General features: G+C 70.0%; 14 protein-coding genes. 11 read left to right on the forward strand and 3 right to left on the reverse strand.

Going from position 1 to position 15606, the window contains the following annotated elements:
• Both BKE38_RS02745 and BKE38_RS02750 read right to left on the reverse strand, forming a co-directional pair.
• A partial coding sequence (locus tag BKE38_RS02745) for a hydantoinase B/oxoprolinase family protein (protein WP_076955842.1) occupies positions 1–1735 on the reverse strand: 1735 nt, incomplete at its 3' end.
• Between the two features lie 14 nt (positions 1736–1749).
• A complete protein-coding gene (locus BKE38_RS02750) occupies positions 1750–3795 on the reverse strand; it encodes a hydantoinase/oxoprolinase family protein (RefSeq protein WP_076955843.1) in 2046 nt (681 codons plus the stop codon).
• Between the two features lie 294 nt (positions 3796–4089).
• On the opposite strand from BKE38_RS02750, the gene BKE38_RS02755 reads away from it, so the two are divergent.
• From BKE38_RS02755 to BKE38_RS02780, 6 genes are read left to right on the forward strand one after another with little or no spacing between them, the layout of a single operon-like run.
• Entirely contained in the window at positions 4090–4359 is a 270-nt protein-coding gene (locus BKE38_RS02755) for a (2Fe-2S)-binding protein (RefSeq protein WP_242662141.1), read from the forward strand.
• The gene (locus BKE38_RS02760) at positions 4341–5714 is read left to right on the forward strand and encodes an FAD/NAD(P)-dependent oxidoreductase (protein WP_076955845.1); all 1374 of its coding nucleotides are present in this window, start codon (positions 4341–4343) and stop codon (positions 5712–5714) included. The genes BKE38_RS02755 and BKE38_RS02760 overlap by 19 nt, the downstream gene beginning before the upstream one ends.
• The gene (locus BKE38_RS02765) at positions 5714–6841 is read left to right on the forward strand and encodes an NAD(P)/FAD-dependent oxidoreductase (RefSeq protein WP_207553470.1); all 1128 of its coding nucleotides are present in this window, start codon (positions 5714–5716) and stop codon (positions 6839–6841) included. The genes BKE38_RS02760 and BKE38_RS02765 overlap by 1 nt, the downstream gene beginning before the upstream one ends.
• Entirely contained in the window at positions 6838–7293 is a 456-nt protein-coding gene (locus BKE38_RS02770; RefSeq protein ID WP_076955846.1) for a GNAT family N-acetyltransferase, read from the forward strand. Before BKE38_RS02765 ends, BKE38_RS02770 begins: the two co-directional genes overlap by 4 nt.
• Positions 7294–7324: 31 nt before the next feature.
• Entirely contained in the window at positions 7325–8899 is a 1575-nt protein-coding gene (locus BKE38_RS02775) for an ABC transporter substrate-binding protein (RefSeq protein ID WP_106409114.1), read from the forward strand.
• Between the two features lie 3 nt (positions 8900–8902).
• Complete coding sequence (locus BKE38_RS02780; RefSeq protein WP_076955848.1) at positions 8903–9727, forward strand: M55 family metallopeptidase; 825 nt, start codon at positions 8903–8905, stop codon at positions 9725–9727.
• Here BKE38_RS02780 and BKE38_RS02785 read toward each other — a convergent pair.
• The gene (locus BKE38_RS02785; RefSeq protein WP_076955849.1) at positions 9687–10634 is read right to left on the reverse strand and encodes a LysR substrate-binding domain-containing protein; all 948 of its coding nucleotides are present in this window, start codon (positions 10632–10634) and stop codon (positions 9687–9689) included. The genes BKE38_RS02780 and BKE38_RS02785 overlap by 41 nt on opposite strands.
• A 283-nt stretch (positions 10635–10917) precedes the next feature.
• Here BKE38_RS02785 and BKE38_RS02790 point away from each other — a divergent pair, with 283 nt between their 5' ends.
• The 5 genes from BKE38_RS02790 (at position 10918) to BKE38_RS02810 (ending at position 15606) form a co-directional block, all read left to right on the forward strand.
• Entirely contained in the window at positions 10918–11994 is a 1077-nt protein-coding gene (locus BKE38_RS02790; RefSeq protein WP_131829478.1) for a hypothetical protein, read from the forward strand.
• A 20-nt stretch (positions 11995–12014) separates the two neighbouring features.
• The gene (locus BKE38_RS02795) at positions 12015–13085 is read left to right on the forward strand and encodes a phage tail sheath C-terminal domain-containing protein (protein ID WP_076955851.1); all 1071 of its coding nucleotides are present in this window, start codon (positions 12015–12017) and stop codon (positions 13083–13085) included.
• Between the two features lie 10 nt (positions 13086–13095).
• Positions 13096–13581 (forward strand): hypothetical protein, encoded by a 486-nt coding sequence (locus tag BKE38_RS02800; RefSeq protein WP_076955852.1) that lies wholly within the window; start codon positions 13096–13098, stop codon positions 13579–13581.
• Positions 13582–13584: 3 nt separating this feature from the next.
• Complete coding sequence (locus BKE38_RS02805) at positions 13585–14037, forward strand: hypothetical protein (RefSeq protein ID WP_076955853.1); 453 nt, start codon at positions 13585–13587, stop codon at positions 14035–14037.
• Positions 14038–15009: 972 nt separating this feature from the next.
• On the forward strand, positions 15010–15606 hold the full coding sequence (locus BKE38_RS02810; RefSeq protein WP_076955854.1) for a hypothetical protein: 597 nt from the start codon (positions 15010–15012) through the stop codon (positions 15604–15606).

The raw sequence follows: 15606 nt of genomic DNA on the forward strand, positions 1-15606 counted from the left end.
GGGCCGGGCGGGCGCCGCGCAGCAGGGCGGTGGCGGCGCGGTCGACGGCGCCGTCGCGCAGCACCACGCCGTAATCGGCCTCGGCGGCTTTGCTGCTGACGAAGCCGCAGCGCACATCCTCGGCGACCTTCTCCGGGTCGCGGGCGAAGGGGTCGCCATAGCCGCCGGCGCCGGCGCCGACGACGCGGATGATGTCGCCCGGGCCGCAGCGCATGATGTCGGTATTGCCTTGGCTGAGCTCCTGCGGCGTGCCCGGATTGCGCAGGAAGCGGGAGGTCGCGCCGGCCCGCCCGCCCAGCACGCCCCAGGAGGCGAAGACCGAGCGGTTGCGGTTGCGCGCGGTGACCACGGTGCCGGGGGCGAAGACCTGGAACTCCATCACCGCCGACAGCCCGCCGCGCTGCTGCCCCGGCCCGGCGCTGTCCGGCCAGAGGCCGTAGCGGTGGAACAGGATCGGCACCTCAGCTTCGGAAATCTCGATCGGGGTGTTCTTCAGGAAGGCCTGGGCGCCGCCGGCGCCGTTCGGCCCGTCGGCCGTGGGCGTGCCGCCGCCGCCGCCGCCGACCGGCCCGATCGAGGCCATCACCGGCCGCCCATCGGCGCCCGCCGTGCGGACATTCATGATGGAATTGCCGCCGGGCGAGGTCGCCGGCATCCGCCCCGGCATGGCCAGCGAGAAGGCGCCGAAGGTGACGATCTGCGTCAGCATGCAGGTCAGCGAGCGCATCCCCACCGCCGCCGGCGCCGTGCAGTTGACGACGGAGCCTTCCGGCAGCACCGCCCGCGCCGCCCGCAGGGTACCGGCGTTGAGCAGCATGGTGGGATCGAGGGTGAAGAGCACATAGGTCAGGCCGACATGCACCAGCGGATGCCGCTCCCGCCCGCCGAGCGGCATGTTCAGCGAGGCGGCGACCTGGGGATCGCTGCCGGTATAGTCGAGCTCGACACTGTCATCGGCGACGCGGAGCGTCAGCGCCACGCGGCAGGGCACGCCGCCCTCGCCATCCTCGTCGGCGAAATCGGCGAAGAAGTAGTCGCCGTTGGGGATCTGGCGGATGGCGGCGCGGGCCTGGGCCTCGGCATAGTCCAGCATGGCCTCGATGCCGTCGCGGAAGGTCTGCAGCCCGAAGCGGCCGATGATCTCCTGGATCTTGCGCTCGCCCACATTGACCGAGGCGATCTGCGCCTTCAGGTCGCCCCAGTTCTGCTCCGGCGCGCGGACGTTGAGGCGCAGGATGCGCAGCACGTCGTCATTCATGCGGCCGCCCGAGAACAGCTTCAGCGGCGGGACGCGGATGCCTTCCTGTTCGATCTCGGTCAGCGTCCGCGACAGTGAGGCGGGCACGGCGCCGCCGATATCGGTGTTGTGGATATGGCCGCCGACGAAGCAGACCAGCACGCCATCCCGGAAGACCGGCTTCCAGATATGCAGGTCCGGCGTGTGGGTGGCGACATGGCCGCTATAGGGGTCGTTGCAGATGCAGATGTCGCCGTCTTCGTAATCGGCGATCAGCGCGATCATCGGCCCGTAGTCGATGCCGCTGTACCAGGGCGCGCCGAAGCGCCGCGGCGAGGCGAAGGCTTGTCCTGCCGCCGTCAGCAGCGTGCAGGAGAAATCCTCGGTTTCCTTGACGAAGGTGGAATGCGCGGTGCGCATCAGGGTGAAGGCCATGGCGTCGGCGGCGGCGCCGCAGTGATTGGCCAGGATCTGCAGGCTGCGGCGATCGATCGGCATGATGCGGGATCCTCTCAGCGCGCCGGAGGGGTGATCAGGAGGTTGCCGTGGTCGTCCACGGCGAGCGAGAAGCCGGCGGGGATGCAGGTGGTGCAATCCGGCTGGGCGATGATGGCGGGCGAGGCGAAGCTGTGGCCAGCCAGCAGGGTCTGCCGCTGGTACAGCGGGACCTTTTTCCAAGTGCCGTCGAGATAGGTCGACACTTCGGCCGCGGGCTCGGCCGGGGTCGTGGCGGCGGCGAGGCGGGGCAGGGCCGGCTTCGGCCTGGCGCCGGCGATGACCAGACGCAGCGTCACCACCTGCACCGGGGCGCCGGCATCGGCATGGCCATAGAGCTTCTCGTGCTGCGCGTCGAAGGCGGCGCGGATCGCGGCCAGGTCGCCGTCGGTGATCCAGCCTTCCTGCAGCGGCGTGTCGACCTCGAAGGACTGGCCCTGGTAGCGCAGCTCGGCCGAGAGGCTGATGCGCGGCGTGCCCTCGTAGCCCTGGTCCTCCAACAGCCAGGCGAGCGCCTCGCTGCGCATGGCGGCCAGGCTGTCCTGCAGCAGGGCAAGGCTCGAGGGTGCGAGCGGCGCGTAGATGGTGCGGATGAAATCGCTCTTCAGGTCGGCGACCAGGCCGCCGAGGGCGCTGAGCACGCCCGGCGTCGGCGGCACCACGACGCCGGCGAGGTTCAACTCTCGCGCCAGGAAGCAGGCGAGCATCGGCCCGGCGCCGCCGAAGGCCAGCATCTGGAAGTCGCGCGCATCCAGGCCGAAGCGCGAGATCAGCCCGCTGGCATCGGCATACATGGCGCTGACCGAGAGATCGAGGATGCTGGCGGCGGCTTCCTCCGTGCTGCAGCCCAGCTTCTCGGCGACGCTGCCCACCGCGGCGCGGGCTGCGTCGAGGTCGAGCCGCACCGCGTCATAGCCCAGCGCCGAATGGCCGATCAGCCCGCAGACGGCGGCGGCGTCGGTCACCGTGGGTTCCTGGCCGCCCTTGCCGTAGCAGGCCGGGCCGGGGGCGGAGCCGGCGCTGCGCGGCCCGACCTTCAGCACGCCCAGCGCATCGACCCAGGCGATCGACCCGCCGCCCTGGCCGATGGAGGTGACCGAGACGGAAGGAATAAAGATCTGGAAGTCGCCGATGATCTCGCCGGTGCCGTATTCGGCCTCGCCCTGCTGCAGCACGGCGAGATCGGCGCTGGTGCCGCCGATGTCGAGCGTCAGCAGCCGCGGGAAGCCACATTCGCGGGCGATGAAGCCGGCGCCGATGACGCCCGAGGCGGTGCCGGACAGCACCATCTGCACGCATTCGGCCTTGGCCTGGGCGATGCCCATGACGCCGCCATTGGACTTGGTGATGCGCGGCGCCGCCGGCACGCCGAGGCCCGACAGCGTCGCGGCAAAGCGATCGAGGTAATGCGCCACGCGCGGCTGCACATAGCCGCTGATGCAGGCGGTGATGCTGCGCTCGTATTCGCGGATGATCGGCCAGATGGCGCCGGAGCGGAACACCGGCATGCCCGGCGCCAGCTCGGCCAGGATGGCTTCCACCTGGCGCTCGTGCAGATCGCTGCGCCAGGAATGCATCAACCCGACGACGATGGCTTCGGCGCCGGTCGCGCGGGCGCCTTCCAGCGCGGCTTCCACGCTGGCGCGGTCGACCGGCAGATGCTCGCTGCCATCGGCGCGCAGCCTGCCCTGGATGCCGAAGACGCGGTCGCGCGGCACCAGCGGCGCCGGCCGCGTCGAATAGAGGTTGTGGATCTCGGGGATCTTCAGCCGCGCCATCTCGAGGACATCCTCGAAGCCGGCGGTGGTCAGCAGCGCCAGTCGGACGCCGTTGCGCTGGATGACGGTGTTGATGCCGACCGTCGTGCCATGGGTGAAGTCGTCGACGGCGCTGGCCTCGACGCCGTGGCGCGCGGCGAGCTGCGCCAGCCCGGCCTCGATCTCGGCGCCCGGCGCGTCGGGGCGGGAAAAGACCTTCAGCGTGACCAGGCGGCCGCTCGCTTCGTCCAGCGCGGCGAAATCCGTGAAGGATCCGCCGACATCCACGCCAACCCGCCAGCCCATGCGTCTCTCCTTGTCCTGCCCCGCTGACTGCCATGCCGGGCGGCCGCGCGGCCAATGACTTTTGGCACGCGAGGGCAAACCCGAGGTTATGGTCGCACCGGAACGTGGCCCCGACAGGGCGTGTCCCTTCCGCTGGATGGCAGCTTTCCCATAACCCTAGGTTTTGCTCTCCCGCGCGAAAGCGATTGGACCCGGCGCCGGATGCTGGCCGATGCTGCACGCGGAGACAGGGATGTTGCGGGACGCAGGATGATGGGCGGGGCAGGGCCGTTGCTGCAGCGGCTGGATGAATTGGTGCGACCCAGCGTCACCCTGGCGGTGGACGGCCAGGTGGTCACGGCGCTGGAAGGCGACACGGTGCTGACCGCGGTGCTGCTGCACGGCGCTGCGCTGCGCCAGTCGGAATTCGGCGACGGGCCGCGCGCGGGTTTCTGCCTGATGGGCGCCTGCCAGGATTGCTGGGTCTGGACCGAGCAGGGCACGCGGCTGCGCGCCTGCAGCACGCCGGTGACGGCAGGGTTGCGCATCGTAACGCGGGAGGTTCCATGGCCGCGCCTCGGGTGATCGTGGTCGGCGCCGGGCCTGCGGGCACCCGCGCCGCAGAAGTGCTGGTCGCCGCCGGGCTGCGCCCCGTGGTCATCGACGAAGCCGCGGACAATGGCGGGCAGATCTATCGCCGCCAGCCCGCCGGATTCCGCCGCCGCGCCGAAGAGCTCTACGGCACCGAGGCGGGACGGGCGCGCGCGGTGCATGGCGCCTTCTCGGCGCTGCGCGGCCGCATCGAGCATTGGCCACAAAGCCTGGCCTGGCAGCTGCGCGACGGCACGCTGCAGGTGGAGCGCGGCGGCCGCGCGCATCGGCTGGATTTCGACCGTATCATCCTGGCGACGGGGGCGACCGACCGGCTGCTGCCGATCCCGGGCTGGACAGTGCCAGGCACCTTCAGCCTGGGCGCCGCGCAGATCGCGCTGAAGGCGCAGGCCTGCGCCATCGGTCGCCGCGTCATCTTCCTCGGATCGGGTCCACTGCTCTATCTGGTGGCCGCGCAATACGTGAAAGCCGGCGCGCAGGTCGCGGCGGTGCTGGACACCGCGCCGGCCGCGGCGCGGCGCGCGGCGCTGCCGCTAATGGCGGTTCGGCCCTCGCTGCTGATCAAGGGCGCAGCGCTGCTCTGGCGGCTGAAGCGCGCCGGCGTCCCGGTGCATCACGGCGTCGCGCCGCTGCGCATCGAAGGGGATTCGCGCGTCTCCGGCCTCGTCTTCCGCGATGCCGCCGGGCGCGAGCAGCGGCTGGAGGGCGATGCCGTCGGCATGGGCTGGCATCTGCGGGCGGAAAGCCAGCTGGCCGATCTTGCCGGCTGCACCTTCGCTTTCGACGAGGTCAGCCGGCAGTGGCTGCCGCGCATCGATGCCGATGGCCGCAGCTCGGTGGACGGTGTCTATCTCGCCGGCGACGGCGTGCGGCTGGCCGGCGCCGATGCCGCGGAGCTGGGCGGCAAGCTGGCCGCGCGGGCGGTGCTGCAGGATCTGGGCCTGCCGCCGCCGGCGGGCATCGACGCGGAACAGCTGCGCCGTAGCCTGGCGCGGATGGAACGCTTCCGCCAGGGCCTCGCCGTCGCCTTCCCCTGGCCCGGCGACATCATCGCGAAACTGTCGGACGACACGCTGGTCTGCCGCTGCGAGGCCATCACCGCCGGCACGCTGCGCCGCAGCGCGACCGCGCTGGAGGCGCCCGAGATGAACCGCGCCAAGGCTTTCACCCGCGTCGGCATGGGCCGCTGCCAGGGCCGCTTCTGCGGCATCGCGGGTGCCGAAATCCTGGCGGCGGCGCGGGGCGAGCCGATGCAGGCTGCCGGCCGCATCCGCAGCGCTGCGCCGGTCAAGCCGCTGGCCGTCGCCATCGAGGTGGAGACGCCGTGATGGCGGCGGTGAACCAAAGCGACGTGCTGATCCTGGGCGGCGGTATGATGGGCGCGGCGACCGCTTTCTTCCTGCGCCAGCGCGGCGTCTCGGTGACGCTGCTCGAGCGCGGCCTTTGCGGCCAGCAGGCCAGCGGCGTCAATTTCGGCAATGTCCGCCGCCAGGGCCGCTTCCTGCCGCAGCTGCCGCTGGCCAACCGTTCGCGCCTGCTGTGGTCGCGCCTGCCCGAACTGCTGGGCGAGGATGTCGAGTTCCTGCCCACCGGCCATCTGCGCGTCGCCTATCGCCCCGAGCATCTGGCGATGATGGAAGAGTATCGCGACGGCTCCCGCAATTATGGGTTGGAGCTCGAGATCATCGGCGGCAATGCGGCGCGCGACCGCTATCCCTGGCTGTCGCAGGAAGTGCTGGGCGGTTCCTTCTCGGTCGAGGATGGACATGCCAATCCGCGGCTGGTGGCGCCTGCCTTTGCCCGCGCGGCGAAACGCGATGGTGCCCGCATCGTCGAGAATTGCGATGTGGTCGCCATCGAGTGCGAGGCCACTGGCTTCCGCCTGGAAAGCGCCGGCGGCGAGGTCTGGCGCGCGCCGGTGCTGCAGGTCTCCGCCGGTGCCTGGGGGGGGCGCATCGCAGCAAGCTTTGGCGAGGCCGTGCCGATCATCGCGCGGGGCCCGCAGATGGGCGTCACCGAGCCGGTGCCCTATGCGCTGCATCCGGTGCTGGGCGTGACAACCAAGACCGTGGGCGAAGTGGTCTATCTGCGCCAGGTGACCCGCGGCAACATCGTCTTCGGCGGCACTGGACATGGTCCGGCCGACCTCGACACCCGCCGCGCCAAGGTGATGCCGGAGATCACCCTGCAGCAGTTTTCCCAGCTGCGCCGCATGGTGCCGGCGATCGGCGCGCTGCGCATCATCCGAACCTGGAGCGGCGTCGAAGGCTATCTGCGCGACGACCGGCCGGTGATGGGACCAAGCGGCAAGGTTTCTGGTCTTTTCTACGCCTTCGGCTTCTGCGGCCACGGCTTCCAGCTCGGCCCCGGTGTTGGCGAGGTGATGGCCGAGCTGATCGCGACCGGCAGCACGACGACGCCGCTGGCGCCCTTCCACATCGGGCGCTTCGCATGACGCCGCTGGCCTTCGAGTCCGGGATCTTCACGCGACAGCATGGCGAATTCCTGATCTCCACCGACCGCGCGCGGCTGGACATGGACGCCATCCACCGCTTCCTGCACGAAGAGGCCTATTGGTCCCCGGGCATCGAGCGCGACATGGTCGAGCGTGCCGTCGCCGGCTCGCTGCCGTTCGGTGCCTATGCGGCCGATGGCAGCCTGGCCGGTTTCGCGCGCGTGGTGACCGACGGCGCCGCCTTCGCCTATCTGCGCGACGTCTTCGTGCTCGACGCGCATCGCGGTCGGGGACTGGGGCGGGCGATCAGCGCGGCAGCGCTTGAGCACCCGGATCTGGCCAGCATCCGCAACTGGATGCTGGCGACGCGCGACGCGCATGGGGTCTACGCCGCGCTCGGCTTCCGCCCTTTGCCAGACCCGTCGCTCTATATGCAGAAGCGACGTCCGTGAACTTCTCCCACTGTCCAGGAGCCCGCGCATGATGTCGAAGCCTCTCCGCACACCCGTCCTGCTGGCGGCGCTGCTGCTCGGCGCGGCGCTGCCTGCTCAGGCGCAGACCATGCTGACCCTGGGCATCAGTGCAGCCCCCGCTTCCGTCGATCCACATTTCAACCAGGGCACCTCGACCCAGACGCTGACGTACAATGTTTTCGACACCCTGACGGATCGCCGCCCGGATGGCGCCGTGGCACCCGGGCTTGCGCTCAGCTGGAAGCCGATCGATGACCATACGTGGGAGCTGCGGCTGCGCCCCGATGTTCGCTTCAGCGACGGCACGCCCTTCACCGCCGAGGATGTTGCCTTCACCTTCGCGCGCCTGCCCAACGTTCCGAATGCGACGGCGAGCTACGCCGGCCAGATCCGCTCGATCCGCCGCGTCGAGATCGTCGACCCGCTGACGCTCCGCCTGCACACTGAGGCGCCGACGCCGAGCCTGCCGGTCGACCTGTCGGTCGTCGGCATCGTCTCGCACAGCATCGGCGCGACGGCTGCGACCGAGGACTACAATTCGCTCAAGGCCGCGATCGGCACGGGGCCTTTCGTGCTGCGCCGCTTCTCGCCAGGCATTGAGGCGGAGCTCACGCGCAATGAGGCCTGGTGGGGTCCGAAGCCTGACTGGGACCGCGTCACCTTCCGCTATATCCCCAATCCCGGTGCGCGCTCGGCGGCGCTTCTGTCGGGCAGTGTCGACATCATCGACCTGCCCTCGCCCAACGACCTGCCGCGCTTCCGCACCGATCCGAAAATTTCTGTCTATTCGGCGCAAGGGTGGCGGCTGGTCTACCTGGCGCCCAACCAGTCGGCCGCCGTCGCGCCGATGATCACCGGCCATGACGGCCAGCCGCTGGCCGAGAATCCGCTGCGCGATCGCCGGGTGCGCCAGGCGCTTTCCATCGCCATCAACCGCGAGGGCCTGGCCGAGCGGGTGATGCAGAACACCGCGACGCCGGCCGGTCAGTTCCTGCCGCCGGGCCTTTTCGCGCACAACCCGGACATTGCCGTCCCTGCCAACGATCCCGACGCCGCCAAGAAGCTGCTGGCCGAGGCCGGCTATCCGGACGGCTTCCGTATGGTGCTGCCGGTGTCGCAGAATGCGCGGCCGACCGACCCGATCGCGGCGCAGGCCATCGCGCAGATGTGGACCCGCATCGGCGTGCAGACCACCATCGAGACCATGCCGCTCTCGGTCTATTCGCCCCGCTCTGCGCGCATGGAGTTTCCGATCAGCATGTGGGGCTGGGCCAGCCCGGGCCATGCCGGCCATCCGCTGATCAGCGTCATCGCCAGCAACGACCGCGCCAAGCTGACCGGCAGCTTCAACCGCTCGGGCTATTCCAACCCGGCGCTGGACGCGCTGATCCAGCGCGCGGTGACGACGCTGGACGACACCCAGCGCGAGGCGCTGCAGCGCCAGGCGGTGGCCGAGGCGATGACCGACGTCGCCATCATTCCGCTCTACCAGCTCACCAACTCCTGGGCGACGCGGCGCGGCGTCACCTATGAGGCGAGCGGCTACGACTATACCCGCGCGACCCTGGCGCATCAGGGGCGTTGAATCATGCGGATCTATATCTCGGCGGATATCGAAGGCATCGCCGGCGTCGTCACCCGGCAGCAGAGCCTGCCGCCGGGCATCGACTACGAGGCGGCGCGGCGCTGGATGACCGACAGCGTCGCCGCGGCTGCCGAGGCCGCCTTCGCCATGGGCGCGGAAGAGGTGGTGGCCTGCGACAGCCACTACAACTCGCAGAACATCCTGATCGACCGCCTGCCGAAGCGGGTGCAGCTGGTACAGGGCGTGCGCCGGCCGCTCGGCATGGTCGGCGGGGTCAACGAGGGCAAGTTCGACGGCGCCTTCTTCATCGGCTGGCACACCGGCAGCACGCATCGCTCCGGCGTGCTGGGCCACACCATGCGCAGCCTCGTGGTGCGCGAGGTGCGGCTGAACGGCGGGACTGTCTCCGAGGCCGGATTCTACCACCCGCTGATGGGTCATTTCGGTGTGCCGCTGATCGGCATCTCCGGTGACTCCCATTTCGTCGAGGAGACGCGCGGCTTCGCCGGCGATGTCGAGGCCGCAGTGGTGAAATGGGCCTATGGTCATCTCGCTGCGCGCAGCCTGACGCCGGCCGCGGCCTGTGAAGAGATCGATGCCATGACACGCCGCGCGATTGGCCGCATCGGCGCCTTCAAGCCGTATCGTATCGACGGGCCGATCGCGCTCGAGGTCGAGTTCAAGCATCGCCCGCCGGCCGACACCCTGTCGCTGCTGCCGCAGGTGGAGCGGCTGGACGGCTACACCATTCGCGTCATGGTGCCGGACATGGTGGGTGCCTCGGCCTTCATGTCCGTCGCGCTCGGCTACGATCCGACCGAGACGTAGCTACGCTCGGCGCTGTCGCATCGGCGGGCAGCGCGGCGATGGCCGCGCGGATGTCGTCGGAAATGTCGCGCACGAAGCGGCTGGCCGGCCGCGTGCCGGAGGTCACCAGGCTGAGGCTCATCAGCACGCGCGGCTCGAAGGGCCGCACGGTGACGCCCGGGAAGCGTGTCCAGGGCAGCAGCCCGTCGACCAGCGCCACGCCCAGCCCCGCCTGAACTAGCGGCAGCGCCGAGATGGCCAGCGAGATTTCGATGCCGATGGTGCGCGGCATGCCGACCCTGTCGAAGGCAGCATCGAGCGGCACGCCGACATCGGCATGCGAGCCGTAGGAGATCAGCACCTGGTCGGCGAGGTCGGCCGGCGTGATCACCGCCTTCCGCGCCAGCGGCGAGTCTTCCTGCATCAGCGCCACGACGCGTGTCGTCATGAGCAGCTCCGCCTGCACCATCGGCACGCGGATCGAGGACATGGTCAGGCCGAGGTCGATGTCACCGACGAGGATCTTTTCCGCGAGCTCCTCGGCGGGCAGGGTGCGCAGGATGACCTTCACCCCGGGATGCCGTTTGCGGAAGGCGGCCAGCGTCGCCGGCAGCACAGCGAAGCTGGGCGGCGCGCTGGCGCCGATGCGCAGCAGGCCGATGCGCCGCTCACGGATGCGGATGGCAAGGTCGCGCACGGTTTCGATCTCGCGGAAGACCCTGTCGGCATTGATGAAGAGCAATTGCGCTTCCGCCGTCGGATGCAGCCTGCCGCCAACGCGCTCGAACAGCTTGTAGCCGAGCTGGTCTTCCAGATGGCGCAGCACCTTGCTGATCGCCGGCTGCGAGACATTGAGCAGCTGCGCCGCCGAGGTCAGCGTGCCGCTGCGCATGATGGCGCGGAAGATCTCGAGCTGCCGGGCGTTCATCCAACGCCGTTAGCGCGGGCGTGCCCCTGCTGGCAAGCCTGAACGCGGCCGGTCTTGGTTGCGCAGAATGTAAAGCCTCTGCGGGAAAACAAAACAACCGGACGGTTTCCGCAACGATCATCAAATTCTTGTTTACTATTCGTTATGAGGCGAAAGCGGCGCTAGCGTGCGGGCGGAACGGGCCTGGACGTGCCGCAGGGCATCGCGACGGGGGAGGGGAGCGCAGGATGCAGCGAGGAATCGCCCGCGCCGGCGGGCCGGAGCGCGCACCGTGAGCGGCAGTGTGGCCGCGGCGGTCAGCGCCTTGGCGGCGCAGATCGGCGCGATGCTGACGCCGCCGCAGGATCCGGCCCTCGCGCCCGAGGTGCATGTGACGCCGACGCGGCTGCGCGCAGCGGGGCTCGGCGATTTCATCGGCATCGATGCAGCGCCACGCGCCGAGTGCTTCGCGCGGCGGATCGAGGCGCAGGTGGTGGTGCGCATCTTCGCGTCCTCCACCGCGGCGTTGCTGGAGGCCGAGCAGCGAGCAGCGACCGACATCATCGGCGCCGATCCAACGAGTTCACGCAGCCAGGGCCTCCTGCGCGTCGCGCGTTCGCCGTTGCTGGAGCCGCCGCTGGTGCCGTCCGATGGCATCGCCCTCGCGGCAGGGCGCGACCTGCACTTTGCCGTGCTCTACGAGCATCGCCCGACACCCGACACTGGCGAAGGCGTCATCGAGCAGGTGGCACAGGGGCTGGTGCCGGCGCCGCTCGGCCGGTCGGCGCGGCGTGTCTACGCAAGCGGCTTCGCGCAGAATCCCATGGCGGACTTCGCGCCCGTGGATGCGGCGGTGGGTGGCCCGGCAGGCGCCTGGACCTGGCATGCAGGCTCGCGCGAGATCCGCCAGAGCTCGGCCCGCGGTGCCGGGGCAGCGACACCCGACGGCAGCCAGCAGGGCACCTATCTGTTGCTGAAGGATGCCGCGGCCGGCGGTCCGCTCACCGACTTCGCTGTGCAGGCAGAGATCCGATCGGATGGCGATGGCGGCATCGGCCTGGTCTTCCGCTTCGCCGGCGCTGACGACTTCGGCAGCCTGCTGCTGGATCGCCCGGGCGATTGGCGGCTGCTGGCGCGCCGTCGTGCCGGTGCGGGGCAACCCTTCGCCGAGGATGGCGTCGCCACCGGCCGGGGCTACGCGTCCGCCACCTGGATGCGCCTCAACCTGCTGGTGGTGGGCGGCGCCGCGACCCTGCGCATCGACGACCGCATCGTGCTCAGCGGCCGCGATGATGCGCTGCCGCCGGCCGGCGCCATTGGATTCTTCTGTTGCCGCAACGCGAAGGCGCGTTTCGGCCGGCTGAGTGTGACGCGCCTCTAGCATCGGAACGGGAGGGCCACGTGGCGGAAACCTTTGTCAGTGCAAATCTGGTCCTGCCGGGGACCTATATCCGGGTCCGGTCGGAGGGGCTGATCGGCGTCGGCGGGATCTCTGCTGGCAATATCGGCATCGTCGGCAAGACCGGAACGGGCGGCGGCGCCACGGTCACGCTGTCGACCGCGGCGGAGGTCGAGGCCGCCTTCGGCACGCCGGCTGTCGCCAGTGGCGCGCTGAACCTCGCCGGCATGCTGGGCGAGCTCTACCGCAACGGCGCGCGCACGGTCTTCGCCCGCGGCGTCGCCAACAATGCCGACCAGGCTGCCTACACCGCGGCCTTCAACGAGCTGGTGAAGGAGGATGTGCAGATCCTGGTGGCGCCTGATCTGACCACCGCCCAGGCGATCGCCGTGCTGCCGCCGATCCTGGAGACGGCGGAGAATGCCGGCCACGACATCATGGCGGTGATCGGCGGCGACGGCGCCGATGCCGCGGCGGTGGAAGACCAGGCGCCGACCGACGACCGCGTTGTTTTCACGGCGCCGGGCTACTTCATCTTCAATCCCGCCGATCCCGACACGGATCTGGCGCTGCCGGGCACCTATATGGCGGGCCCCGTGGCGGGTCTGCTGTCCAGCCTGGCGCCGCATGTCAGCCCGACCAACAAGGTGCTGCCCGGCGTCACCCGGCTGACGCAGCGCTACACCTATGCGCAGCGCATCGGGCTGACGCAGAACCGCACCATGGCGCTGGAGCAGCGCGGCGGCATCCGCGTGGTGCGCGGCCTGACCACCGACAATGCCGGCTTCACCCAGGTGACGACGCGCCGAATCGTCGACTTCGCCAAGGCCGGAATCCGCAAGGCCTCCGATCCCTTCATCGGCAATCTGAACAACGAGCGGGTGCGCGCAGCGCTGGCGGGCGCGATCGACGGCTTCCTGACCTCGATGCGGATCGACGAGCAGCTGACCGCCTATCAGCTGGAGGTCACGGCCACGCGGCGCGACGAGATCGAGGGCCGCGCCGTCGTCAGCGTGCTGCTGCAGCCCACCTTCAGCATCGACTTCGTCGCCGTCACCATCGTGCTGCAATAAGGAACGGGCCATGAACACCGATGTCTATACCGGCGCGGATGGCGCGATCCTGCTCTCGGCGCCGCAGGGCAAGGAGGGCGAGGCGGCGCAGGCGGTGATCGACGCGCAGGCGCTGACCACGGTCGGCCGCGTGCGCGATGCGCGGGTCGAGGTGCGCTCCGAGATCCGCGCCTATCACGAGATCGGCCAGCGCTATGCGACCCAGCTGCGCGCCGGCAATGTCACGGTCTGCGGCACCTTCGGCCGCGCCTATCTCAACGGGGCGCTGCTCGGCCTGCTGCTGGGCGAGGCCGCCGGCAGCCGTCCTGCCGCCAACTGGATGCACCCGGCCTTCAACGTGACGCTGCGCGTCGCCAATCCGGCGAGCGGCGCGAGCAATGTCCTGACGTTGCACGACGTCAAGCTGAAGAGCTGGGTCTACACCCTGCCGGAGGACGACTTCCTCATGGAGCAGGTCGACTTCCAGGCCCTCTATGTCACCGTGACCGAGGGCTGACCGATGCTGCGCGCCGAGGACCTGCTGGCGGGCGGCGCCGTCCTGCATGCGGTGACGCTGCCCGAGCGCCTGCTGCCAGGGCGGGCGGAGGCGGAGCGCGCCGTGCAGCTGCGGGCGCTGACCGTGCGGGACCTCAAGCTGATTTCCCGGGCCTCCCGCGACAACGAGGAGCTGGCGGCGGCGCTGATGCTGCGCCAGGCACTGGTCGAGCCGAGCCTGACGCTGGAGCAGGTCCATGCGCTGCCGGCCGGCCTGATGCAGATCCTGTTGCGCGAGATCAACCGTGTCAGCGGCATCACCGCGACGGAGGAAGAGGTTCTGCAGGCGCTGCAGGATCCGCTGGCCCGGGCCTCCGTGCTGCTGAGCCGTGAGCTCGGCTGGACTCCCGATGAGATTGGCCGGCTGACCATGGGCGAGGTCATGCTCCATGTCGCCGCGCTGCGCGGAGGGGCCTGAGATGCGCGGCGCCATCCCCGCCGAGCTGCGCCAGGCGATGGCCTTGGCGCGCCGCTTGAGGCGGCCATCGTGCGGGCTGCTTGGCTTGCTGGCTCGGGCTGAAGAGGCATTGGTGTTCGACGGGCTGCCGGAGGAGTTGCTGGCGCCGGCGTCGCACCAGACCTTGGCGGCGCTTCTGGCGGGAAAGGGGGGTGGCGCGCCGACACTTGCTGCGCCGAGGGCCAGGCCATCGCCGACGAGCAGCAGGCCAAAGATGTCGAGTGGAAGGCCAGGAGGGCCGGAGGCGCCGGCATCCCGACCGCGCCTGGCTTACCGGGCCGGGTCTGAGATGCAGGCGGCGGACGACGGGCCACACTCTTCGCAGGTTGACGGCGGCGGTGTCGGCGGCATTGGAACAGGTCGCCCGTCATACGGGGCGTTGCATGTGCCGAAGCTGCCCCACTCCGAGCGCGATGCCGGTCGGGAGAGGCGCCCCGACCGGTCTGATGCAATTCAGCTGCGCCCTTTGCCGTTGCCAGAGAGAGCCGGCAGTGTCGCCGCGACGTCTGATGCGAAGGCGCATGATCTTGCGGAGCGGCGTGCCTCGGCGCGCCGTGACGACTGCAGCGTGCCGCTGTCTGCAACGTCGGATCAGATGCCGACGGCCAATCCATGGCCACCCTTCGGTCATGCGCCAAGCCGGAACGAAGGCGCGGAGGTCATATCGAGGCCATCTGTGATGCCGCGCGGCGATGTGCACGAAGCGCCACGATCGGCAAAGATTGCTGAGCTTCCGCCGGCTTCCAAGGCCACGGCACTCACCTCCGCCAGCCAGGACCAAGACGCAGCTTCGGCAGATGCCAGGCCTCCGACGGGGCCAGATGCCGCCTTCATTCCTGCGCCGTTGTCCCGGCGACGGCAGATCCCCCAAGGCCTCGACGATGATGCCGATCCGCTTCGGGAGGCGGCCTGGCGTCATGGGGTGTCGCTCACATGACCGTCGTCCCGATGCTCGGCGACTGGGAGGTGCCCCGCATCGCCATGATGCGCAGCGAGGAGGCCCGAAAGTTCGCCGAATTTCCTGTCCCCGGCCGGCGCGGCAGCCTGTTCCAGGACCTGGACGCCGAGGCCGCAGTGATCGAGATCGCAGGCGCGCTCTACGCCGAGGAGGAGACGGCGCCTTTCATGCGGGAGGCGCGCCGCCGCTTCACCGCCGCCGAACCGCTGACCTTCGTTGCCGACATCACCGAGGCGACAGACATCCAGTATGTCCTGATCGAGCATCTGGTGCTGGAGCTACGCGGAGACCGCCCGGGCGAGCTCGGCTATCGCCTACGGCTGCGTGAAAGCCCCCCGCCTCCGCCGCCGTCCGACCCCTTTGGCGGCATCGCCGGCGATCTGATGGCCGAGGCTGGCGCCCTGGTCGAGGGTGTGACCTCGGCGCTCGACGCGTTGGATGCGCTGGCGGATCTGCCCGACTTCTCCGATCCCTCGGCGCTGCTCGGCGGCACGACGGACGAGGCGAGCGCCGCCATCGACCGCCTCGGCGAGATCGGCGGCAGGCTGCAAGCGCTGTTCGGCGGAAGCTGA

Origin of the sequence: Teichococcus deserti (assembly GCF_001982615.1) — a bacterium.
Lineage (GTDB): Bacteria > Pseudomonadota > Alphaproteobacteria > Acetobacterales > Acetobacteraceae > Pseudoroseomonas > Pseudoroseomonas deserti.